General features: G+C 59.2%; 20 protein-coding genes. 12 read left to right on the plus strand and 8 right to left on the minus strand.

The window, feature by feature from the left end; genetic code table 11:
* The first annotated feature begins 14 nt into the window (after positions 1 to 14).
* From glgC to EGT36_RS20130, 6 genes are all read left to right on the plus strand, one after another.
* Complete coding sequence (glgC, locus tag EGT36_RS20105) at positions 15 to 1,277, plus strand: glucose-1-phosphate adenylyltransferase (protein WP_004437759.1); 1,263 nt, start codon at positions 15 to 17, stop codon at positions 1,275 to 1,277.
* A 5-nt stretch (positions 1,278 to 1,282) separates the two neighbouring features.
* A complete protein-coding gene (glgA, locus tag EGT36_RS20110) occupies positions 1,283 to 2,725 on the plus strand; it encodes a glycogen synthase GlgA (protein WP_125270899.1) in 1,443 nt (480 codons plus the stop codon).
* A gap of 4 nt (positions 2,726 to 2,729) precedes the next feature.
* Positions 2,730 to 4,358, plus strand: a complete 1,629-nt coding sequence (locus tag EGT36_RS20115; RefSeq protein ID WP_006698100.1) for an alpha-D-glucose phosphate-specific phosphoglucomutase — start codon at positions 2,730 to 2,732, stop codon at positions 4,356 to 4,358.
* A gap of 197 nt (positions 4,359 to 4,555) precedes the next feature.
* Complete coding sequence (gene glgX, locus EGT36_RS20120) at positions 4,556 to 6,511, plus strand: glycogen debranching protein GlgX (protein ID WP_125270900.1); 1,956 nt, start codon at positions 4,556 to 4,558, stop codon at positions 6,509 to 6,511.
* Positions 6,512 to 6,565: 54 nt separating this feature from the next.
* The gene (locus tag EGT36_RS20125) at positions 6,566 to 7,054 is read left to right on the plus strand and encodes a MaoC family dehydratase (RefSeq protein WP_004437750.1); all 489 of its coding nucleotides are present in this window, start codon (positions 6,566 to 6,568) and stop codon (positions 7,052 to 7,054) included.
* A gap of 21 nt (positions 7,055 to 7,075) precedes the next feature.
* The gene (locus EGT36_RS20130) at positions 7,076 to 8,119 is read left to right on the plus strand and encodes a DUF2332 domain-containing protein (protein ID WP_113730389.1); all 1,044 of its coding nucleotides are present in this window, start codon (positions 7,076 to 7,078) and stop codon (positions 8,117 to 8,119) included.
* On the opposite strand, the gene EGT36_RS20135 is transcribed toward EGT36_RS20130, so the two are convergent.
* The 5 genes from EGT36_RS20135 to EGT36_RS20155 are packed head-to-tail and all read right to left on the minus strand — an operon-like array spanning position 8,116 to position 13,609.
* The gene (locus EGT36_RS20135; protein ID WP_125270901.1) at positions 8,116 to 8,670 is read right to left on the minus strand and encodes a sarcosine oxidase subunit gamma; all 555 of its coding nucleotides are present in this window, start codon (positions 8,668 to 8,670) and stop codon (positions 8,116 to 8,118) included. The genes EGT36_RS20130 and EGT36_RS20135 overlap by 4 nt on opposite strands.
* Positions 8,663 to 11,623 (minus strand): sarcosine oxidase subunit alpha, encoded by a 2,961-nt coding sequence (locus tag EGT36_RS20140; RefSeq protein WP_113730393.1) that lies wholly within the window; start codon positions 11,621 to 11,623, stop codon positions 8,663 to 8,665. Before EGT36_RS20140 ends, EGT36_RS20135 begins: the two co-directional genes overlap by 8 nt.
* Positions 11,620 to 11,934 (minus strand): sarcosine oxidase subunit delta, encoded by a 315-nt coding sequence (locus EGT36_RS20145; RefSeq protein WP_125270902.1) that lies wholly within the window; start codon positions 11,932 to 11,934, stop codon positions 11,620 to 11,622. Before EGT36_RS20145 ends, EGT36_RS20140 begins: the two co-directional genes overlap by 4 nt.
* An 11-nt stretch (positions 11,935 to 11,945) precedes the next feature.
* Entirely contained in the window at positions 11,946 to 12,356 is a 411-nt protein-coding gene (locus EGT36_RS20150) for a hypothetical protein (RefSeq protein ID WP_037090607.1), read from the minus strand.
* Positions 12,356 to 13,609 carry a sarcosine oxidase subunit beta family protein gene (locus EGT36_RS20155; RefSeq protein WP_125270903.1) on the minus strand — a complete coding sequence of 418 codons (1,254 nt, stop codon included), beginning with the start codon at positions 13,607 to 13,609 and terminating at the stop codon, positions 12,356 to 12,358. The genes EGT36_RS20150 and EGT36_RS20155 overlap by 1 nt, the downstream gene beginning before the upstream one ends.
* Positions 13,610 to 13,925: 316 nt before the next feature.
* On the opposite strand from EGT36_RS20155, the gene rpsU reads away from it, so the two are divergent.
* Both rpsU and EGT36_RS20170 read left to right on the plus strand, forming a co-directional pair.
* Positions 13,926 to 14,153 carry a 30S ribosomal protein S21 gene (rpsU, locus tag EGT36_RS20165; protein WP_003508541.1) on the plus strand — a complete coding sequence of 76 codons (228 nt, stop codon included), beginning with the start codon at positions 13,926 to 13,928 and terminating at the stop codon, positions 14,151 to 14,153.
* Between the two features lie 133 nt (positions 14,154 to 14,286).
* Complete coding sequence (locus tag EGT36_RS20170; protein ID WP_006698105.1) at positions 14,287 to 15,186, plus strand: tetratricopeptide repeat protein; 900 nt, start codon at positions 14,287 to 14,289, stop codon at positions 15,184 to 15,186.
* A 71-nt stretch (positions 15,187 to 15,257) separates the two neighbouring features.
* On the opposite strand, the gene EGT36_RS20175 is transcribed toward EGT36_RS20170, so the two are convergent.
* The gene (locus tag EGT36_RS20175) at positions 15,258 to 15,524 is read right to left on the minus strand and encodes a DUF6074 family protein (protein WP_004437715.1); all 267 of its coding nucleotides are present in this window, start codon (positions 15,522 to 15,524) and stop codon (positions 15,258 to 15,260) included.
* Between the two features lie 339 nt (positions 15,525 to 15,863).
* Between EGT36_RS20175 and EGT36_RS20180 the strand changes: the two genes are divergently transcribed.
* Both EGT36_RS20180 and EGT36_RS20185 read left to right on the plus strand, forming a co-directional pair.
* The gene (locus tag EGT36_RS20180; RefSeq protein ID WP_004437712.1) at positions 15,864 to 16,142 is read left to right on the plus strand and encodes an exopolysaccharide production repressor protein; all 279 of its coding nucleotides are present in this window, start codon (positions 15,864 to 15,866) and stop codon (positions 16,140 to 16,142) included.
* 109 nt (positions 16,143 to 16,251) lie between these two features.
* Entirely contained in the window at positions 16,252 to 17,241 is a 990-nt protein-coding gene (locus EGT36_RS20185) for a glycosyltransferase family 2 protein (RefSeq protein WP_112637324.1), read from the plus strand.
* A gap of 178 nt (positions 17,242 to 17,419) precedes the next feature.
* Here EGT36_RS20185 and EGT36_RS20190 read toward each other — a convergent pair whose 3' ends face one another.
* Both EGT36_RS20190 and EGT36_RS20195 read right to left on the minus strand, forming a co-directional pair.
* A complete protein-coding gene (locus EGT36_RS20190; protein ID WP_004437706.1) occupies positions 17,420 to 18,385 on the minus strand; it encodes a polysaccharide pyruvyl transferase family protein in 966 nt (321 codons plus the stop codon).
* A gap of 51 nt (positions 18,386 to 18,436) precedes the next feature.
* The gene (locus EGT36_RS20195) at positions 18,437 to 19,402 is read right to left on the minus strand and encodes a glycosyltransferase family A protein (RefSeq protein WP_004437703.1); all 966 of its coding nucleotides are present in this window, start codon (positions 19,400 to 19,402) and stop codon (positions 18,437 to 18,439) included.
* A gap of 117 nt (positions 19,403 to 19,519) precedes the next feature.
* On the opposite strand from EGT36_RS20195, the gene EGT36_RS20200 reads away from it, so the two are divergent.
* Positions 19,520 to 20,998 (plus strand): lipopolysaccharide biosynthesis protein, encoded by a 1,479-nt coding sequence (locus tag EGT36_RS20200; RefSeq protein WP_112637325.1) that lies wholly within the window; start codon positions 19,520 to 19,522, stop codon positions 20,996 to 20,998.
* Between the two features lie 371 nt (positions 20,999 to 21,369).
* Positions 21,370 to 22,518, plus strand: a complete 1,149-nt coding sequence (locus tag EGT36_RS20205) for an acyltransferase family protein (RefSeq protein WP_125270904.1) — start codon at positions 21,370 to 21,372, stop codon at positions 22,516 to 22,518.
* The last annotated feature ends 1 nt before the right edge of the window (position 22,519 follow it).

Genomic DNA, 22,519 nt, shown 5'->3' on the forward strand with positions numbered 1-22,519 from the left:
AGAGGGAGGACACCATGTCGGAAAAAAGAGTTCAGCCTTTGGCGCGTGATGCAATGGCCTATGTCCTCGCGGGCGGCAGAGGCAGCCGCCTGAAGGAACTCACGGACCGCCGGGCAAAACCCGCCGTTTATTTCGGCGGCAAGGCGCGCATCATTGATTTTGCGCTCTCCAACGCGCTTAATTCCGGCATTCGCCGCATCGGCGTCGCCACGCAATACAAGGCGCACTCCCTCATTCGGCACCTGCAGCGCGGCTGGGACTTCTTCCGCCCCGAACGTAACGAAAGCTTCGACATCCTGCCCGCCTCCCAGCGCGTTTCCGAAACGCAATGGTATGAAGGTACGGCAGACGCGGTTTACCAGAACATCGACATTATCGAGCCCTATGGGCCGGAATACATGGTCATCCTCGCCGGCGACCATATCTATAAAATGGACTACGAATACATGCTGCAGCAGCATGTCGATTCCGGTGCGGATGTGACGATCGGCTGCCTTGAAGTGCCGCGTATGGAAGCAACCGGCTTCGGCGTCATGCATGTGAATGAAAAAGACGAGATCATCGATTTCATTGAAAAGCCCGCCGATCCGCCCGGCATTCCCGGCAATGAGGGTTTTGCGCTCGCCTCCATGGGCATCTACGTCTTCCACACGAAATTCCTGATGGAAGCGCTGCGCCGCGACGCCGCAGACCCCACCTCCAGCCGCGATTTCGGCAAGGACATCATTCCCTATATCGTGAAACACGGCAAAGCCGTCGCCCACCGCTTCGCAGACTCCTGCGTGCGTTCGGATTTCGAGCATGGCCCCTACTGGCGGGACGTCGGCACCATCGACGCCTACTGGCAGGCCAATATCGACCTGACGGATGTGGTGCCTGACCTCGATATATACGACAAATCCTGGCCGATCTGGACCTATGCGGAAATCACCCCGCCGGCAAAATTCGTCCATGACGACGAGAACCGCCGTGGTTCGGCCGTGTCTTCGGTCGTTTCCGGTGACTGCATCATTTCGGGTGCGTCGCTCAACCGCAGCCTTCTGTTCACAGGCGTGCGCGCCAATTCATACTCCCGCCTTGAGAATGCCGTAGTACTGCCGAGTGTGAAGATCGGGCGTCATGCCCAGCTCAGCAATGTCGTCATCGACCATGGCGTGGTCATTCCGGAAGGACTGATTGTAGGAGAAGACCCAGAACTGGATGCCAAACGTTTCCGCCGTACCGAAAACGGCATCTGCCTTATCACCCAATCGATGATCGACAAGCTGGACCTGTAGCGCCGATGAATGTCCTTTCGGTTTCATCCGAAATCTACCCCCTGATCAAGACCGGAGGGCTCGCCGATGTTGCCGGCGCGCTCCCCATCGCGCTCGAAGCCTATGGCGTACAGACGCGCACGCTGATACCCAGGTACCCAGCGGTGAAAGCTGCCGTGACGAACGCGGTGAAATGTTACGAATTCACCGACCTGCTGGGCGAAAAGGCCGATCTGCTCGAAGCCCGGCACGAGGGACTGGATCTCCTCATCCTCGATTCGCCCGCTTATTACGAGCGCTCCGGCGGGCCCTATCTCGACCAGACGGGCAAGGATTATCCCGACAACTGGAAGCGCTTTGCGGCGCTTTCGCTGGCGGCGGCCCGCATTGCAGCCGGCGAATTTCCCGACTGGCGGCCGGATATCCTGCACGCTCATGACTGGCAGGCTGCCATGGCGCCAGTCTACATGCGTTATGCCGAAACGCCTGAAATTCCGAGCCTGCTCACCATTCACAACATTGCCTTCCAAGGGCAGTTCGGCGCCAACATCTTCAGCAAGCTTGGGCTACCAGCCCATGCTTTCGGCATGGAGGGCGTGGAATATTATAACGATGTGAGTTTCCTCAAGGGTGGACTGCAGACGGCGACGGCGCTCAGCACCGTCAGTCCCTCCTATGCCGAGGAAATCCTCACCCCGCAATTCGGCATGGGCCTGCACGGCGTTATCGGCAGCCGAGCCCATGTGCTGCACGGCATCGTCAACGGCATCGACGCGGACGTCTGGAACCCGGCAACGGATCATCTGATTCATGACAATTATTCCGCCGCCAATCTCAGAAACCGGGCCCTGAACAAGAAGTCTGTCGCCGAACATTTTCGCATCGATGACGATGACAGCCCGCTGTTTTGCGTCATCTCACGCCTCACCTGGCAGAAGGGCATCGACCTCATGGCCGAAGCCGTGGACGAGATCGTTTCCCTCGGCGGCCGTCTGGTGGTGCTGGGCGCGGGCGATGTGGCGCTGGAAGGTGCGCTCCTGGCGGCCGCATCCCGCCACCATGGCCGCGTCGGCGTTGCCATCGGTTACAACGAACCCCTGTCACATCTCATGCAGGCGGGCTGCGACGCGATCATCATCCCCTCGCGCTTCGAACCCTGCGGCCTCACCCAGCTTTATGCGTTGCGTTACGGCTGCATTCCGGTCGTCGCCCGCACCGGCGGCCTTGCAGACACGGTGATCGACGCCAACCATGCCGCTATCGCCAACAAGTCGGCGACCGGTGTGCAATTTTCCCCCGTCACGCTTGATGGACTCAAACAGGCGATCCGCCGGACCATCCGTTATTATCACGACCCGAAACTATGGACACAAATGCAGAAACTCGGGATGAAATCCGATGTTTCCTGGGAAAAGAGCGCCGGCCTTTACGCCGCGCTTTACAGCCAGCTTATTTCGAAAGGCCATTGAACCAATGATCAAGACTGTTCAGACGAAGCCCTATCAGGACCAGAAGCCGGGCACTTCAGGCCTGCGCAAGAAGGTGCCCGTCTTCGCCCAGGAAAATTACGCCGAGAACTTCATCCAGTCGATCTTCGACGCGCTTGAGGGCTTTGAAGGCCAGACGCTGGTGATCGGCGGCGATGGCCGTTACTACAACCGCGAAGTCATCCAGAAGGCAATCAAGATGGCCGCCGCTGCCGGCTTTGGCAAGGTTCTGGTCGGTCAGGGCGGCATTCTTTCCACGCCGGCCGCATCCAACATCATCCGCAAATACAAGGCCTTCGGCGGTATCGTGCTCTCCGCCAGCCACAATCCCGGCGGCCCTACCGAAGATTTCGGCATCAAATACAATATCGGCAATGGCGGTCCCGCCCCGGAAAAGATCACCGACGCGATCTACGCCCGTTCCAAGGTCATCGACAGCTACAAAATTTCAGACGCCGCCGATATCGACCTCGACAAGGTGGGCAGCTTCAAGGTGGACGATCTGACGGTCGAGGTGATCGACCCGGTCGCCGATTATGCCGCCCTGATGGAAGAGCTGTTCGATTTCGATGCCATCCGTGCCCTCATCGCCGGCGGCTTCAAGGTCGTGGTCGATTCCATGAGCGCCGTCACAGGCCCTTATGCCGTTGAGATCATCGAAAAGCGGCTTGGCGCTCCGAAGGGCTCGGTCCGCAATGCTACACCGCTGCCGGACTTCGGCGGCCATCACCCCGACCCTAACCTTGTCCACGCCAAGGAGCTTTATGACGATGTCATGAGCCCGGAAGGCCCCGATTTCGGCGCTGCTTCCGATGGCGACGGCGACCGCAACATGGTCGTCGGCAAGGGCATGTTCGTCACGCCATCAGACAGCCTGGCGATCATCGCCGCCAATGCCAGACTGGCGCCCGGTTACGCGGCAGGCATTTCCGGCATCGCCCGTTCCATGCCGACAAGTGCGGCAGCTGACCGTGTCGCCGAAAAGCTCGGCCTTGGCATGTACGAGACTCCAACCGGCTGGAAGTTCTTCGGCAACCTCATGGATGCCGGCAGGGTGACGATCTGCGGCGAAGAAAGCTTCGGCACAGGCTCCAATCATGTACGCGAGAAGGATGGTCTTTGGGCCGTGCTCTACTGGCTGAACATCGTCGCCGCCCGCAAGGAAAGCGTGAAGGACATCGTCACAAAGCACTGGGCCGAATATGGCCGCAATTATTACTCCCGCCACGACTATGAGGAAGTGGATTCGGACGCCGCCAACACGCTGGTGGCGACCCTGCGCGAAAAGCTCGCGACGCTTCCCGGCACCAGCTACGGCAATCTGAAGGTCGCCGCGGCAGATGATTTTGCCTATCACGATCCGGTCGATCAGTCCGTCAGCAAGAACCAGGGTATCCGCATCCTGTTCGAAGGCGGTTCGCGCATCGTGCTGCGCCTTTCCGGCACCGGTACGGCAGGTGCCACACTTCGTCTCTATGTCGAGCGTTACGAGCCGGACGCGGCGCGTCACGGCATCGAAACGCAGGAAGCGCTCGCCGACCTGATTGCAGTTGCCGATACGATCGCCGGCATCAAGGCCCATACGGGACGAAGCGCGCCGAGCGTTATCACATAAGCTGGCTGCGGCGCTGCTTTCTCCTGAGAGCGCCGGGCACAATACGATGAGTTCACAAAGCAACTCGTTGGAGTGACACGTCCGCCGCCCTGCTCGGCGTCATCCTCGGGCTTGCTCGAGGATGACGGAGGAGGGTTTCCAACCCTCCTATTCTGCCGATACCTTTCAGAAGAGATATTATCTAGCGGAGACAGATAATGCAGACACCTTCCGTTTTCCCCAAAGGCGCGCTGCAGACGGAAAACGGAACGGAATTCACGGTCTATTCCCGGCACGCCTCCCAGATCGATCTTTGTCTTTTCGATACGGCCGGGGAAAAAGAGATGGCGCGCCTGCCAATGGTGCGCGGCGAAGGCGACATTCACGGATTGATCGTCTCCGACGCTGGTCCGGGTACGCGTTACGGCTTTCGCGCTCACGGTATTTATTCGCCCGAACATGGCCTGTGGTTCGATCCCGCAAAGTTACTGCTCGACCCCTATGCCACGGAGATAGACCGTTCCTTCCGGCATAATCCAGCCCTTTTTGCCTTTGGTCAGGAAACGGGCCACATCGTGCCCAAGGCAATTCTTGCCAGCCATGAGCCGTTCAAGCGCCAACCCCCGCTTTTCACCGAAGGTGGGCTGATTTACGAACTTTCCGTGAAGTCCTTTTCACAGCTGCATCCCGAGGTGCCGGAAGACATCCGGGGCACCGTCGCCGCGCTCGCCCATCCCGCCATCCTCGCCCACCTGAAAAAAATCGGCGTCGACGCGGTGGAGCTGATGCCGATTACCGCGTGGATCGACGAGCGTCACCTGCCGCCTCTCGGCCTTTCCAATGCCTGGGGTTATAATCCCGTCGGCTTCATGGCGCTTGATCCTCGACTCTGTCCCGGTGGCGTGCGCGAACTGCGCGAGACGGTTGCAGCGCTGCATGCGCAGGGCATCGGTGTCATTCTCGATCTGGTCTTCAACCACACGGGTGAAAGCGATATCGAAGGATCGGTTCTATCGCTGCGCGGGCTCGACAATCTCACCGCCTTTCGTCACCCGCCGGGCAAACCGGGGGTTCTGGTCAACGATACCGGCACCGGCAACACGGTCGCCTGCGACCATCCCTATATCCGGCAGCTTATTATCGATTCTCTCAGGCATTTCGTTCTCAGTGCCGGCGTGGACGGTTTCCGCTTTGATCTGGCCCCAGTGCTCGGACGAACGGCCAATGGCTTCGAAATGGCAAGCGAAACGCTCTCGGCCATGCATTCGGACCCATTGCTTTATGACCGCCTGCTAATCGCCGAACCGTGGGATATCGGCCCCGGCGGGTACCAGCTCGGCAATTTTCCGGAAAGCTTCCTCGAATGGAACGATCGCGCCCGCGATGACATGCGCCGGTTCTGGCGCGGGGACACCGGCACGACCGGGGCGCTGGCCGATGCGCTTTCCGGTTCCTCGCCGATCTTTTCCCGCCATGGCCGCCAGCACACCCGCAGCGTCAATTTTCTCGCTGCCCATGACGGTTTCACCCTGTACGATCTCGTCAGCCACGAACATAAGCACAATGAGAAAAACGGCGAGAGCAATCGCGACGGCCACAATGACAACCATTCCTGGAACAATGGTTTTGAGGGGCTGACAGACGATCCCGTCATTGGAGCAGCCCGGATTGCAGATGTGAAGGCGCTGCTTTCCACGCTTTTCGTCTCTCGCGGCGCCCTGATGCTCACGGCGGGCGACGAGGGCGGCCGCAGCCAGCAAGGCAACAATAACGCCTATTGCCAGGACAATGAGATAAGCTGGGTCGACTGGTCATCGCTTTCCCGCGAATTGATCGACCATACGGCCTTTCTCGCTTCATTGCGCAAACGTTTCGACGTGTTTTCGGGGACAGGCTTCTTCTCAGGCCATGGCGATGTGATATGGCTCGCCCCCGCCGGCGAGCCGATGACGACGGCAGACTGGGAAAGGCCAATTGCGCAGGCTTTTGCCATGGTGCTTTCCACCCTCGACCGGGAAACTGGTGCCGACGCTGAACTTGCCGTGCTGATAAACCGCAGCCGTGAGATCGTGCCTTTCACCCTGCCGGGCGATGGCTGGTCCGCCATCGGCACGGATTTCGGTAACCCCGCCTTCCTTCCAGCCCGTTCGGTGGTGTTTTATCTGCGCGGTTGATCCCGTCGCGTCACGAGCCGTATAAGTCGCGGGAGACAATGCGGACGAGGTAACATGACAAAAGAAATTGCGCTGGCCGAGATGAAAAACCACGTTGGCACAGAAATGGGCGTTTCCGACTGGATCACGGTCGACCAGACAATGATCGACAGCTTCGCAAAAGCAACACTGGATGACCAGTTCATCCACACAGACCCGGAACGCGCCAAAGCGGAAAGTCCCTTTGGCGGCACCATTGCGCATGGGTTCCTGACGCTGTCTCTGCTTTCGGCCCTGAATTACGACGCCCTGCCGCGCATTCGCGAGCAGACCATGGGCATCAATTACGGCTTCGACGCCATTCGTTTCGTCGCTCCGGTCAAAAGCGGTGCTCGCGTGCGCGGCCGTTTCACCCTGGCTGAGACGCGCTTTCGCGGAGCCTCCATGCTGATGACCACCTACGATGTGACGGTGGAAATCGAAAACGAGAAAAAGCCGGCGCTAACCGCGCGCTGGACCACCATCAGCCAGTTCAATCCGGAGGACAGGCCGGAGGACGCCTGAAACCCACGAGGGAGAGACCGCATGCATGACGAAGCCGTGAGGAATGCGTTTCTCGTTCAGGCAAGAGCCTGCGACAGCCTCGGCTCTCCCTTCACGGCACGGCTTTGCCGCGCCATGGCAACAAGGCTCGACCGCCAGACAGAGGTCGGCGAGCGAATTTTGTCCTGGTCCGGCGATGTCGGCCCATCCGGAGATTCCGTACCGCTACGGCTGGCCGGCGCCCTGCATGCGCTTGCCATAGAGGAAAAGATTGCGCCGCTCGCCGATATTCCGCCGGAAAACGAAGAAGCGCTCTGGCAGGCATGTGCAAACGCCCTGCGTTTTCATTCCGCCTTCATCCTCGAAAGGTTGCAATCACCGCCGCAGACCAACGAGGTTCGCCGTTCTGCCGTTCTGCTGCCTGGCTTTCTTTCGATTGCGAAAATGACGGGCAAGCCGCTGGTGCTTTCCGAAGTCGGGGCCAGCGCTGGCCTCAACCTGCAATTTGACCGTTACCGATATCGCCTCGGCGATCTCGCCTGGGGTGAACAGTCCGATGTTTTCCTGTCACCGGAATGGCGCGGCGACACACCCCCCCATGAGCGGATCGACGTTATCGAGCGCGCCGGCTGCGATATCAACCCACTTGATCCGTCATCCGCGGAAGATCGTCTGCGGCTGATGTCCTATGTCTGGGCCGACCAGACGGACAGGCTCGAACGAACGGCCGCCGCCCTGCGCATAGCGATGGAACACGCTCTGCATGTCGAGAAGGCCGACGCTGTCGACTGGCTGCAACGCCGCCTTGCCACGCAATATCCGGGCGCTGCCCATGTCATCTATCATTCCGTCGCCTGGCAATATCTGCCCGATGACCTGAAACAGGCCGGCGAGACTGTGATTGCCGAGGCCGGCGCCCGCGCCACGCCGGACGCCCCGCTTGCCCGGCTGCAAATGGAAGCGGATGCGACGCCCGGCGGTGCTGCAATGACGCTTCAAATCTGGCCGGGCGGCGAAAAGCAGGAAATCGGCCGCGCCGATTTCCATGGGCGATGGGTGGAATGGCGGGGTTGGACAGAGAGTTAAACCGCCACGTCCTCAGCCGCCTCCTGCAGCAGCCCGCCGACATAGGTCGCGAATGAGCGCCAGCACTCCACCCGGAATGTGTCATCCGCCGTGCGCAGCAGGACCACTTCCGCCTTGCCGAAAATAGTGCGTGAGCAGCCACCTACCGGGAACCTCGCAAGAGAAAGGTCCTGCGGGCAGCCGGCATTGAGAGCTGCTTCCGCGCCAGCGCCGGAAACGATGATGGCGGTGTTGCGGTGGGAAATATCAGTTGCCGAAAACAGGCCGGAAACGCCGGCAAGCGCCACCATGAGATCGCTTTCGCCCTGATCGATCACCAGCCATTCATCCGGGCCGAGCCACAGAGCGGATCGCAGACCAGAGGTGACCGAGCTTTTCGGGCTGGTCGGCAGGGCAAGACCGAGCGCTTCGGACAGCGCCGGCACGGCGCTCTCGCGTGCCCGCAGCGACAACCGCGAGGCAGAAGCCGCAGGCTTCAGCGATACGAAGGGGGAAGCGCCGTGAAAATCCTCAAGCACGGATTTGCGTTTTGCGTGCAGCATATCAGCCATTGAGACGGGCTCCTTCCTTGTCGAGGAAGACCATGTCGGTCACTTCGACGGCAATGGTTTTATCGGCAAGCGGAATATAGAGCGTTTCGCCCATGCGCGCCCTGCCATCCGCCACCAAGGCGAAAGCAATGGAGTGGCCGAGATTTTCCGACCAATAGGCTGAAGTGACGTGGCCAAGCATGGTCATTGGCTTTGGCTGGTTTGGATCGGCAACGATCTGACCGCCCTCCTCCGGAACGGTCAGCCGGTCCTTCGTCTTCAGGCCAACAAGCTGTTTGCGGCCGGAGCGCGTTAGATCGGGGCGTTTCAGACCGCGAATACCGACGAAATCCGTTTTCTTTTTGGAGACAGCCCAGGCAAGCCCGGCATCATCGGGCGTCACGGTGCCGTCCGTATCCTGCCCGACGATGATATAGCCCTTTTCGGCACGCAGGATATGCATTGTCTCGGTACCATAGAGGCAGCCGCCGACGGCTTCAGCCCTCTCCCGGATTGCAGACCAGACGGCCGCGCCGTAATCGGCAGGCACATTGATTTCGAAACCGAGTTCGCCGGTGAAGGAGACGCGGAAAAGCCGCGTCGGCACGCCGCAGAACTTGCCTTCCGCCACCGCCATATGCGGAAAGGCCTCCGGCGAAAGGTCGATACCCTCGACGAAAGGCGCGATAACCTCGCGCGCCTTCGGCCCCTGCACGGCAATCACGGCCCATTGTTCGGTTGCCGATGTCAGCCAGACATTGAGATCGGGGAATTCGGTCTGGAGATAGTCCTCCATGTGCTGGAGAACGCGCGGCGCGCCGCCCGTGGTCGTCGTCACGTGGAAACGGTCTTCGGCCAGGCGCCCAACAACGCCGTCGTCGTAAACGAAGCCGTCTTCGCGGGTCATGATGCCATAACGGCAGCGGCCGGGTTTCAACGTATCCCAGGCATTGGTGTAGATGAGGTTCAGGAACTTCGCCGCATCCGGGCCAACCACCTCGATTTTGCCGAGGGTTGAGGCATCAAACACGCCAACGCTCTCACGAACCGTCTTGCATTCACGGTTGATCGCTTCATGCATGTCCTCGCCCGCCCGCGGGAAGAACCAGGCACGCTTCCAGTTGCCGACATCCTCGAATACCGCGCCAGCCGCCAGCTCTTCGTCGTGCATCGGCGTCTTGCGCGCGGGATCGAACAGCGCGCCGCGTGAATGGTTGATGAGCGTGCCGAAAGTAACCGGCGTATAGGGCTGGCGGAAGGTGGTGAGGCCGACCTTGGGCAAATCCCGGCCGAGCGCTTCCGATGCAATGGCAAGGCCATGCATGTTCGACATCTTGCCCTGGTCGGACGCCATACCATTGGTGGTGAAGCGCTTGATGTGTTCGACCGAATGCATGCCCTCGCGCACGGCAAGGCGAATATCCTTGGCGCAGACATCGTGCTGGAAATCGATGAAAGCCTTGACGCCGGTGCCCTCACCTGCGCCTTCGGCAGCGCCAATCATGCCGCCGGTCCAGGTCCGCGCATTTTCGCCGGAAAACGCTACCGCGCCGCCACCCGCAGCCGCGGCTTCGGCGATCAGCGCCGAAAGATCATCCGTGCCATTGCAGGCGCCGATGGAGACGCAGTTCTGCACATGAATGTCAGGCAGGAAACGCTGGTTAGCCGCGTCAAACTTGAGCTTGCCGCGCGATTGCGAGAACAGATGCACTGAAGGCGTCCAGCCGGCGGAGACAACAAGCGCGTCGATGGCGATCTTGCGTTTGTTCGACCCGCCATTGCGGCCGACCGTCATGGAAGATACGCGCAGGCGGCCGGCGGTGTTGTAAACGCTGTGACCCGCCAGCACCTCGATGCCGAGCGCCCGGGCCTCGTCCAGCAGACGCTGGTCCGGATTTTCGCGGCAATCGACGATGGCGGCGATCTTCACCCCGGCCTTCTTCAGATCAAAGGCAGTCTCATAGGCGGAATCATGAGCGGTGTAGACACCGACATTGTGGCCCACGGCGACGCCGTAATGGTTCAGATAGGTGCGGGCGGCCGAAGCCAGCATGATGCCAGGCCGGTCATTGTTGGCGAAGACCATGTGGCGCTCGATCGCACCGGCCGCCAGCACGACCTTTTTGGCGCGGACCTGCCAAAGGCGCTCGCGCGGCTGATGTTTGGCCGGCGTCGCGAGATGATCGGTGACGCGTTCGGCGAGCGCGACAAAATTGTGGTTGTAATAACCAAAGGCCGTCGTGCGGGTCAGAACCCGGACGTTGGGCATGGATTGCAGTTCGGCAAGCACCTTCTGCGCCCATTCATAACCGGGCAGGCCGTCGATTACAGCGCCAGTGTCGAAGCGCAACGCACCACCGACTTCCGCATTCTCATCCACCAGAATGACGCTGGCGCCAGTTTTCGCGGCAGAAAGCGCAGCTGTGAGACCGGCGACACCAGCGCCGGCCACCAGCACGTCGCAATGGGCATAACGGCCGGAATAATGATCCGCATCCGGCTCGCTCGGCGCCTTGCCGAGACCGGCGGCGCGGCGGATCAGCGGTTCGTAAATCTTGTGCCAGGCGGCCTTCGGCCACATGAACGTCTTGTAGTAGAAACCGGCCGCGAACATCGGCGACAGAAGATCGTTGATGGCGCTCAGATCGAAGGACAGTGACGGGAAACGGTTCTGCGAGGCGATAATCGCGCCGTCGAAGACTTCCTGCACCGTGGCGCGCACGTTGGGCTGCTTGCGCAGGCTGTCGCGGGAAACGTCAATCAGCGCATTCGGCTCCTCCGGCCCGGCCGACAGGAAACCACGCGGACGGTGGTATTTGAACGAGCGGCCGATCAGATGCACGCCATTGGCCAGAAGGGCTGACGCAACCGTATCGCCCTCCAGCGCCGGATAGATCTTGCCGTCAAAGGTAAAGCGCGCGGTTCTCGCCGGCGTGAGACGGCCTGCGCCCTTGATACGATAATCGCCGCTCATTGCCCGGCTCCCTTTTCTGCCGAAAGGACCGTTTCAATATCGGGTTTCGGTTCACCCGCCTTGTAGGTCATCAGGAATCTGTCGCTCACCGAATCGCGGGCGGCGTTGAAAAAGCGGCCACAGCCGTGAATGTGACGCCAGCGCTCGAAAACAAGGCCCTTGTCGTTGTCGCGGATGCAGAAATATTCCGCGAAGGCCTCGTCGGAGATATCGGCGATGTTTTCCGGCCGGGCGATATGGGCTTCGCCCGCCCAGCGGAATTCCAGTTCGGAACGGTCTTCCCCGCAATAGGGGCAATGGATCAGAAGCATCGTCGCTCCACCTAGAGAGAATTTTCCGGAAGGATCGTTCCGGCGGGTTGGTCACACAGCCGCTTCCCCATGGCTACAAAAGGGGAAAGCCGCTTTAAAAGCTGCTCAAAATTATCGAAGGGGCGCAACGCCGAGGCCCGGCCCATATTGACGATGGCGACCGCCATCATGTCGGTGTCGATCGCGAAGGGATAATCCTGCTCGCCATCCTCCTTCTCGCCGACAAAATAGACCATCTTGTCCGCGAGGCTGGGAGCACACAAAAGCAGGCCTTTTTCCGCCGTGAAGGGCCAGTCTTTCTCACCCTGCATCTTCGCAATCTTCTGGCTGCGAAAATCCTCGGCCCCGGGAATGACGCTACCGGCGGGCACGGCCTCGGCCGCGCCTGATATATTGATCGCAAGCATGGCCGCCGCCAGCATCAATGCGCCACCGCGGCAGCGGCAGCCTCATCGATCAGGCGGCCGGTACGGAACCGGTCTAGCGTCAGCCCGGCCGCCAGACGATGCGGTTCACCGCGGGCGATGAGATGCGCGAAGAGATTGGCGGAGCCCGGCGTCGCCTTGAAGCCGCCGGTGCCCCAGCCGCAATTAACGAAAAGGTTTGGCACCGGCGTCACGCTCTGGATGGCGGAACGATCAGGTGTGTTATCGGTGATGCCGCCCCACTGGCGCATCATCTTCACCCGCCGGAAGATCGGAAACAGCTCGCAGATAGCGTCGAGCGTGTGAGTGATGATCTGCAGACCACCGGTCTGGGAGTAGGAATTATACTGGTCGGTGCCAGCTCCGATGACCAGCTCGCCTTTGTCCGACTGCGAAATATAGGCATGCACCGTGTTGGACATGACAACGCAGGGGAAAATCGGCTTCAGCGGCTCCGAAACCAGCGCCTGCAGCGGGTTCGAATGCAAGGGAACGCGCACGTCTGCCATCTTCATGATGACGGAGGAATGACCGGCGGCCGATACGCCGATCTTCTTTGCGCCGATGAAGCCGCGATTTGTCTCGACACCCGTCACCGCGCCATCAGGCCCGCGGCGAATGCCGGTCACCTCGCAGTTCTGGATGATATGCACGCCGCGGTCGGAGGCCGCGCGCGCATAACCCCAGGCGACAGCGTCATGGCGTGCCGCGCCGCCGCGACGTTGAAGGGCTGCGCCATTGATCGGGTAACGCGCATTGCCGGATATGTCGAGCGGCGGACAGTACGCCTTTGCCTGCTCCGGCGTCAGCCACTCATTGTCGATGCCATAAAGACGGTTGGCATTGATATGACGGCTGAAGGACTGCCGGTCATGGATATTGTGCGACAGCATCATCACGCCGCGCGCCGAATACATGACGTTATAATTGAGATCCTGGCTCAAGCCTTCCCACAGTTTCAGGGAATGCTCGTAAATATCCATGCTCTCTTCATAGAGATAATTGGAGCGGATGATGGTGGTGTTGCGACCGGTGTTGCCGCCGCCAAGCCAGCCTTTTTCCAGAACCGCGACATTGGTAATGCCATGTTCCTTGGCAAGATAATATGCCGCTCCGAGACCGTGGCCGCCCCCGCCAATGATGATGACATCATAGTCCTTGCGCGGCTCGGGTGAGGCCCATTGCGCATCCCAGCCCTTATGACCCCTGAGCGCCTCACGCGCCACGGCAAAAACGGAATATTTGCGCATTCGCAATCTGCTCCTCGAGAACCGGCCAGAGGCCTGGAACATAGCCCCGGCCCGTATCATACACATGGCAAATCGGGATGGGAGGCAATATCCATTTTGCGACGCGGCAATGGTTTTGTTTCGACATGGCCGAAAGATTGCGGGACGGCGCGCATTTTGTGGCTGAATATGCGCTACCGGCTGGACTTGCTGCAAATGATCTGTTATTGCACGTCACCAATCGCCCGGCTCAACAGCCGGATGAACCACTTTTTGTTTGCGTGCGAATGCCTTTATTCACACAGCAAGATAACCAAACTAAAGGAACGGGTTTAACGTGCAGGTACTAGTCCGCGACAATAACGTTGATCAGGCGCTCCGCGCCCTGAAGAAAAAGATGCAGCGCGAAGGCATTTTCCGTGAAATGAAGATGCGTGATTATTACGAAAAGCCCTCCCAGAAGCGCGCTCGCGAAAAGGCTGAAGCCGTTCGCCGCGTTCGCAAGCTGGCACGCAAGCGTGCACAGCGCGAAGGTCTGGTTGCTGGCCCCCGCGCAGGCCGTTAATAGGCCGTCTTTTGGACGTTTTTGAATGCTTGTTGGGCGGGGGCGATCAATTCGCCGCCGCTCTTTGTGTTTGTGGCCGGAGAACGCTCTTGAAAACGACCGTGAGACCGGCCTGCGAGGGAACCCACACCGAATGATCGCTGTCGACACCTGTGTTGTGAAAAACGCCGATGCCTCCACGCGCCGGTTGCCATTAAAAAACAACAGAGGGTTCCGCGCTTCTCTGGTCGTCTGCGCCGTGCTTGCCGGTCTTTCCGGCTGCGCGACATCCAACCAGACGGAAGATGTGTTCAGGATCGACCGCGCACAGGGCTCGCAGGAAAACATCGCCTCGCTCACCTCGGTCATCAACGCCAATCCGCAGGATCCTGAGGGTTACAACGTCCGCGGCTCGGCCTACGGCCGCGCCGGCGATTCGCGCCGCGCCATCGAAGATTTCAACAAGGCGCTGCAGCTCAACCCGCGCTTTTACCAGGCCTATGCCAACCGCGCGCTGGTTTACCGCAATAGCGGCCAGCAGCAGCAGGCCCTTCAGGACTACAACGCCGCCCTGCAGATCAATCCGAGCTACGATGTGGCGCTGATCGGTCGCGGCAATCTTTACCGGCAGTCCGGACGCGTCAACGAAGCCTTCAACGATTTCTCCCGCGCCATCGAGCTGGAAACCACAGACGGTCGCGCCTGGCACAATCGCGGCCTGATCTACCAGCTGCGTAACCAGCATGCCCAGGCCATCGAGGACTTCTCCAAGGCAATCTCGTTGTCATCGACGTCACCGGAGCCCTATAACGGTCGCGGCCTTTCCTACGTCGCGCTCAATGACGACGAAAACGCCTTCGCGGATTTCAACCACGCCATTTCGCTTGACGGGAATGTGGCGGAATCCTGGGCCAACCAGGCGCTGGTCTATGAGCGACGCGGTGAGATGGCCAAGGCGGCCAAGTCCTATGCGCATGCGGCGCGACTCGATCCCAAATACAAGCCCGCACTGGATGGCGTTGCCCGCACGCGCGGCGCCGCTGGCGCCTCCTAAGGCGTCCGGAACCAATAAAAAAGCCGGCTGGTTTATAATCCGCCGGCTTTTTTAATGAAGAAAAAGAACCATCAATGGCTGTCGCGGCGTGCCTCGGGCGCGGCATCCACCGCCCACAATTCAGCCTGCACGGCGTTTTGAAATTCCATGACCTCGCGGCGCATGGCGGCGTCCTCATAGCCAAGCGCCGTCAGACGGGCGGCCAGTTCACGGCACTCCCTGCGCCAGAAATCATTCGCCTCCACACCATGCAGCCGGTCGAGCATGGTTGCACATCGTTTTACGTCGGCAATGCGGTTCTTTGCCGGAAAGGCGATTACTTCTGAACTCGTCGTCACGCGGGCACCCTGCTCTTCGAGGAATCAATACCGACTTTTTAAAGGCGAGATGGTTAACGAAGTCTGCAGAGCCGGCCGGATGCTCCGCAAGGCCCGCACCGGAGGCGGTTTTAGACTTATCGGAAGCAGGCATCACTGTTGTCTGGCCGACGTCATCGATGCGAATCGGCAGTTACTGAGGAATTTACCAATCAAGATTACCGAAATTTCATGCCGCGGGAGGTAGAAGAAGTATATGTGTGTTGAAACAGCACCGGTCTCATCGTATATTTCCTGCAAAGAAGAAAAATGCCGCAGCGCAGTCAAAAATGGAGAAATCGTTCTCGGGAGGAGAGCAACATGTATGCACCTCGTGTTTTTTTCAGCATGATCGGTGCTTTGCTTGCTTTTGCGGTTGCGACATATTTCATCCACGGCTCCTTCTATACGGCGTTCATTCAGACCCTCATTTGCGCAGTCATTCTGCAAGTCGGTTACTTCGTGGCGATTTTGGTTCTGGTCGCCCGTGAAAAACGCCGGATGCGGGAGACCTTTTCCCGGGACCTCAGCGCTGAAACAATTGCAGCAGACACCGCGAAAAGCGCACCGCCGCATGGGGCAAAGCTGACGGATATGTAAGTTTTTTCGCATCCGCTTTTATTGCATCGCAAAAAATCGCTTGCATCCATATCGCTGACACTTTCTGCTGGCCAAATCCTGAAGGTTCGTCAAAGCAGAAGGACACCCCATGGTGAGCGGTTCACAGCCCATTTGCGTCATCATCGCTGCAAAGAATGCATCTGATACCATCGATATCGCCATTCGTTCCGCCCTTGCGGAGCCAGGGGTCGGTGAAGTCGTGGTGATCGACGATGGCTCCACCGATACAACGAGCGACGTGGCGCATGCGGCGGATGACGGCACGGGCCGCCTGCGGGTGGTGCGATTCGACGTCAACCGCGGGCCATCGGCTGCGCGCAATCATGCCATCTCGATTTCCTCCGCTCCCCTCATCAGCATTCTCGATGCGGACGATTTTTTCTTCCGCGGCCGTTTCGCTGCCATGCTGGCCGATGACGACTGGGACCTCGTGGCCGATAATATCGCCTTCATCCAGCAATCCGTTCCGGGCGCGTCCTCCATGCAGCCGGCCCGCTTCGAGCCCCAGGCGCGGTTTTTGTCGCTGACGGAATTCGTGGAAGGGAATATTTCCAGGCCGGGTGTGGAGCGCGGGGAAACCGGCTTCCTGAAACCGGTGATACGCCGCGCCTTTCTCGACAAACATGCGCTGCGTTATGACGAGGCTCTGCGACTTGGCGAGGATTACGAACTTTACGTGCGCGCGCTGGCGGCCGGCGCGCGCTACAAGGTCATCCGTCATTGCGGTTACGGTGCGATCGTTCGCGGCAACTCGCTGAGTGGCCGCCACAGAACCGAAGATCTCCGTCTTCTCTACGAAGCAGACAGGGCGATTCTCGCCGGTTGCCGGCTCTCGGCAGAGGAAACGGCGATCCTGCGCGAGCATGAGAAACACATCCGCGCCAAATTCGAGCTTCGCCATTTTCTCGATACAAAAAAACAGAAGGGTGTGGGCGGAGCGCTGAGCCACGCCCTTGCGCGTCTGCCCGCCCTGCCCGCCATTACACGCGGTATCTGGAGCGACAAGACCGCCCGCTTCCGCAAAGCGGCGCCGGTGCGGGACGTGCGTTATCTGCTGGACGGCACGCCGGTTTCCTAAGGGAAAAGACAACTCACGACAAATCTCTGCCGTCTTCCCCGGGCTTGTCCCCGGGGATTTGCTTATCCTCTAAGCGTTCAGTCGCAGATGCTCGGGACAGACCCAAGCATGGCGATGCGGCAACGGTGTCCTCAAGCAAAAGCCGCAGAAAATTTTCTGCGACATCCGCTCCTCACCTCTAGAGATAATCCCGCTTCACCGTTTCCAGAACGGCGGCGAAACGCTCCTTGCGTTCCTCCAGTCTGCCATCCGGGCTAAGACGCGGTTCCGCTCGGCTTGCCTGCCAGAGCGCCAGTGTGGAAGGTGCGGCCAGCACCTGCTTGGCAAGCTTCCGCAACGAGCGGGATTGCGTTTCCTGCGGACGCACCATTACATCGCCCTCATGCGCCCGGCCCTCAAGCGCAGAGACGGAATCGGCGGTGACAACGGGGGCGGGCGGTGGGGGGAAGCTCATGCCCCAGAAGCGTGAGCCCTTTTTCGCCGCTTCGGCGCGGGTTGAAACCGGCACATAGCGCGGCTGATATTCGACTCCGACGCTGCCGGCCCAATCGCTCCATTTGAAGCTGTTGATCGATGGTGAAGTGCTGACGGCGACCCACGGCACGCGGAAGGCATCGGCAAGGATTGCACCATGCATGGATTCAGCCACGATGAATTCCGATTGGGCAATGGCGCGGATGACCGCTTTTGCCTCGCCGCGCGGGTCGAGATAGGTGAGTCCTGCCGGTTCACAGACGGTTTCCCACATGCCGAATTCCGCCGATTCCCAATGGGGGACGAAGGTCTTCTTGTGGAGCTTTGGCAGCCCTTTGAAATCAGGCATCTCGGTGACCATCACGGCGGGATCGACAATGCCTTTTTCGGGAGCGAGCCCCAACTTGGCGGCGGTTTTTTCGCCGCGCACACACCGGATATCCCAGAACTCGGTGCTGGTATCCGGCACCGCGCCATAACCATAGCCGCTGCCGATCACCAGCTTGCGCTGCTTGGCGGGCAAAAGAACGTCGTTGAGCACCGTTCCGACGCCCACGAGCATGACATCGTCATGCACATCGCGCAGGCCCGGAAGCAGAAAGTCCCACAGCCACAGGTTGAGATCGTCACCGAAATTTCCGTGATGAGATTCCCAGTGGTAAGGTTTCATGAGGTCACTCCTGGGTGAAAAACATATAAATTGTTGCGGGCGAAAATTCGCTCATCTGGAGCGGACGATTTTTCCGGCGCCGAGTTCGAAAGCGGCGCGCAGCAGTGCCGGATCGCGCATTGCCCATTTTAGCAGCAAACCGAATTCGGGAGCCTTGCGCCGTTTCAGGTTGCCAGCCTGGCTCCAGAGAGCCTGTTTGCGCGCGGTGTTTTTATAGGAAGCGATGGACGCCACGTCGGCCGGCCGGCGAGAAAAACGTCCCTCCAGCGTATCGAGCGCCACCCAGGTATTGAACTGCTGGCGCAGGAATTCCGGCGAGGTATTGTCGATGCTGTGGAAGATATTGACGCCCATGCCGCGCATCGCGCCGGCGTCGTCACAGAGCAGTGTCCGCTTCGATGCAAGGATGGAATCGCAGAAAAACAGCACGTCTTCCGCCGCCAGTCTGAGCGCCGGATCGAAACGGATCTTCTCGAAAAGAGGACGACCGATCACCATGCAGGAGAGATGCAGGAAGCTCCAGTTCCGCAGCATGACGCTTGCGAGATCCGGCAGTTCGATCACCAGCGGCTTCTCCGAAAGCCGTGCCGCACCCTCATTCTTCTCCAGTTCGGAAATGGCGAAATGATAATAAAATTCGTCACTTGCCTGCATGGACGCCCAGTAGCACTCGCCGCCATAAGTCGTGAGCGCAAAGGCTGCATTCCGCAGATGATCGGGCGTCCAGATATCGTCGGAATCAAGAAAGGCAACGTAGTCGGTGCCGTCAGGCACATTGTCCAGACCGGTGTTGCGGGCGCCGCCCGGGCCGGCATTGGCCTGCTTAATGACAAGAATCCGGTCTTTCTGTTCCTGCGAAAGTTCCGCAAGTTCCTGATCGATCGGGTATGGCGATTCGTCATCGACGATGACAAGATCGAAGTCTTGGTAGGTCTGCGCAAAAACCGATGCGAGTGCACGTCCCAGGACACCGTGCTGCTTTTGATAGTAGGGAATGACGACAGTAAATCTTGCCATTGTTTCGCCCCTTGCGTTGATCAAGAAGTGTCGGGCCCGATCCTAAAAGCGGCCCCGATGGTATCGGCAACTCCCAACCGGCTTCCTCCCGCCGGCCTCCAGAAACAGGATGCTTGTATGCCCCCAGCGCCAAATGTAAAGACCATCACCACGAATGTCGGCTGGAGCGTTTTATCAAAAACAGGGACATTCGGGCTTAAATTTGTCACGGTCCCTATTCTTGCAAGGCTGCTTTCCCCGGAGGAATTCGGGGTGGTAGCGGTAGGACTAACGGTTGTACAGTTCCTGACCATGATTGCCGGCGCGGGGCTCACCTCCGCTCTCATCGTTGAGAAGGAAGAGGATATGGAAACGATCCATACCGTCTTCTGGGCTAATCTGGCGATCTCCTTCACCATGGCAGCCGTCCTCTACATCTGGGCGGAATTTTTCGGCGGACTGCTGGGGGCGGTGGAAAGCGCATACCTGCTGCGCATCATGGCCTTCCTCATTCCATTGCAGCTTGCCGGCGATGTCGCCTATTCGCTGCTGGCGCGACGGATGAACTTCAGCAAGGATGCGCTCTGGAGCATGGCCTCGGAGAGCATCGCAGCGATTGTCGCGGTCGCGCTCGCCTTCATGGGGTTCGGCGTCTGGGCGCTTATCATCCAGCTTTTTGCCGCAGCTCTCATCCGTCTCGTCGGGCTTTATGCGGTTTCCCGCTATTGCCCGCGTTTTGTCATGAAGCCACGCCGGCTGGTGCCGCTTCTCGGCTTCAGTTCGGGGCTGATGGGCTCGGAAATCGCCAATTTTGTCACCTTCCAATCGCCGATGGTGGTCATTGCCCGTCACCTGGGTCTGGCGGATGCCGGCGCCTATTCCGCCTCCAACCGTTTCGCCAGCATTCCCAACCAGGTGGTTTTATCCGCCGTCATGGGGGTTCTGTTTCCCGCCTTCAGCCGCATGATGGACGACCCGCAGCGCCGTCGTGATGCGTTGATGTTCAGCACGCAGGTGCTGACCGTACTGCTCGCGCCCATGATGTTCGGTCTCTGGGCCGTGGCCGAGCCGGCCATGCTTGTCATCTTCGGCCAGAACTGGGCCTATGCCTGGCCTGTCCTCGGGCTGCTCGCCCTGTCCAAGGCCATTCTCACACCGTGCAGCACCTTCATCCCGTATCTGAAGGGTGCTGGTTACGGCCGCGTATTGTTCTGGTCGGCGACGATCCGCGCCATCGTCACCACGGTGGCAGTGTGGCTCGCCGCACTTTATGGCACGCTGATCGACGCCATGGTCTGGCTTTGCATCGTGAACGCGGTCACACTGGTCGCTTACTCCTGGGCCGTGTTCAAGGCCAGCGACACGCCTTTCTTCCGGGGCCTTTATGTCAGCAGTCGACCGATGATAGCCGCTTTCGTGATGGCCGTTGCGGTGCGCTATCTGCTTCACCTTCTCGCCGATCGCGTTCCCAATGCCACCCTTCAGGTTCTTATCGGTGCTGCCGTGGGCGGCGCCATCTATGCAATACTGATCCTGCTGACTGAACGTGCCCTGCTGGGAAAAATCCTGGGCATGGTCAAATCACGGCGCATGCCAAATACCGCAACTCAAGGTTAGAAATGTCACAGAAAAATGCGCCTCATTTCTGCCGTTAAGGGGCCTTGTCACGGTGATTTTTCTCGCCGTGGCAAGGTGGGTTCGGCGCTCTTTTTGCAGCGCAACATCACGGCAAATGACAAATTCGCACCCTTCAGAGATTTTTAATGAAGCGTGAGTTTAGATAAAATTCATTTATTTCAATCGTTTAATTTTTTCACGCGATAGAAACTGTGCTGACGCCAGACATTCACCCGCAAAATCTAATCTTGTGTTTTTCCCGCGTCGCCACATTTTATCCCAAAGTCGAAACCAGACTTCCCAGTGCGGGCTTAAGTTCGCTCTGGTTGCAACGCGGCGTGGGGAGACGCCGCCCAATAGGGGTGACTGATGTGACTGTCGATCAGAACCTATCCTCCCGTATCAACTTGATGCGCATATTGCTGATTTCAGGAATCGTGTTCGTGCATGTGCCGCACAATGCCGAAACCAGCCCCTTTCTTGGCCTTTACGGCTTTTTCGACTGGCTGCGGGTTTTCCTGGGCGACGCGCTGTTTCGCATCGGCGTGCCCTGTCTCAGCGCCATTTCCGGTTATCTGCTGTTTCGCCGCGGCATGAGCGCTTTCGATTATCCGGCGACGATCCGCTCCAAGACGAAAACCGTGCTGCTGCCATTCCTCTTGTGGAATGGCGCACTGTTTGCCGCCGTGCTGCTGATCCAGCTGTTCGAGGTTGGCGTCGGATATTTTCCCGACCTATGGAACGCCAGCCCGCGCGAAATACTCAGCCATGGTACGGCGCTGGAAGAGCTGCCGGTGAATGTGCCGCTTTATTTCCTGCGCGACCTTTTTGTCTGCATTCTGCTGTCGCCGGTGCTCGCATTTCTGATGCGCCGCTTTGCGCTGCCGACGCTCATAATCCTGCTGATCATCACGGCCATGCCGGACCTGAAGATCTTCATTGTCCAGAAAAAATCCATCCTCTTCAGCTTTTCGCTCGGCATCGCGCTTGCGCTGCACCGGGTCGACGTCAAGGCACTTGATCCTTATGCCCTGCCGATCATGTTGTTGACATTTGCCGCGTCGGCCATTCTCGCCACAGGTCTCTATTTTACTGGCCCTGAATTCACATTCTGGCTGAATATCTCGCGCAATCTGCTCGCGGTCTTCGGCGCGCTCGGCTTCTGGGTGTCTTCATCGATCTTGATCCGCAGCCGGCTTGGTCAGAGGCTTGCCGAGACCGGCAGTCTCAGCTTCTGGATATTCTGCGCCCATTATCCGCTGCTGGTCATCATGTGGATGGTCTGGAACAAGGGCGGGCCGGATTTCTATCCCGCTTTCTACATCAGCGCGACGCTTTGCGCCTTCGTCATTTTGGTGATCAGCAATGCCCAGACCCGCAAATACCTGCCGGCCGTCTATGCCGTATTGACCGGAAGCCGCAGCGGCAAAGGCAAGGCAAAGGCCGAATTCGCGGCCAAACAGGCTTCCACGATAGGCCCACCCACATCCGAAACACTTTATTCGCAACGACAGAGGTGAA

It is taken from the genome of Agrobacterium sp. FDAARGOS_525, from assembly GCF_003938925.1.
GTDB classification, from domain to species: domain Bacteria; phylum Pseudomonadota; class Alphaproteobacteria; order Rhizobiales; family Rhizobiaceae; genus Agrobacterium; species Agrobacterium pusense.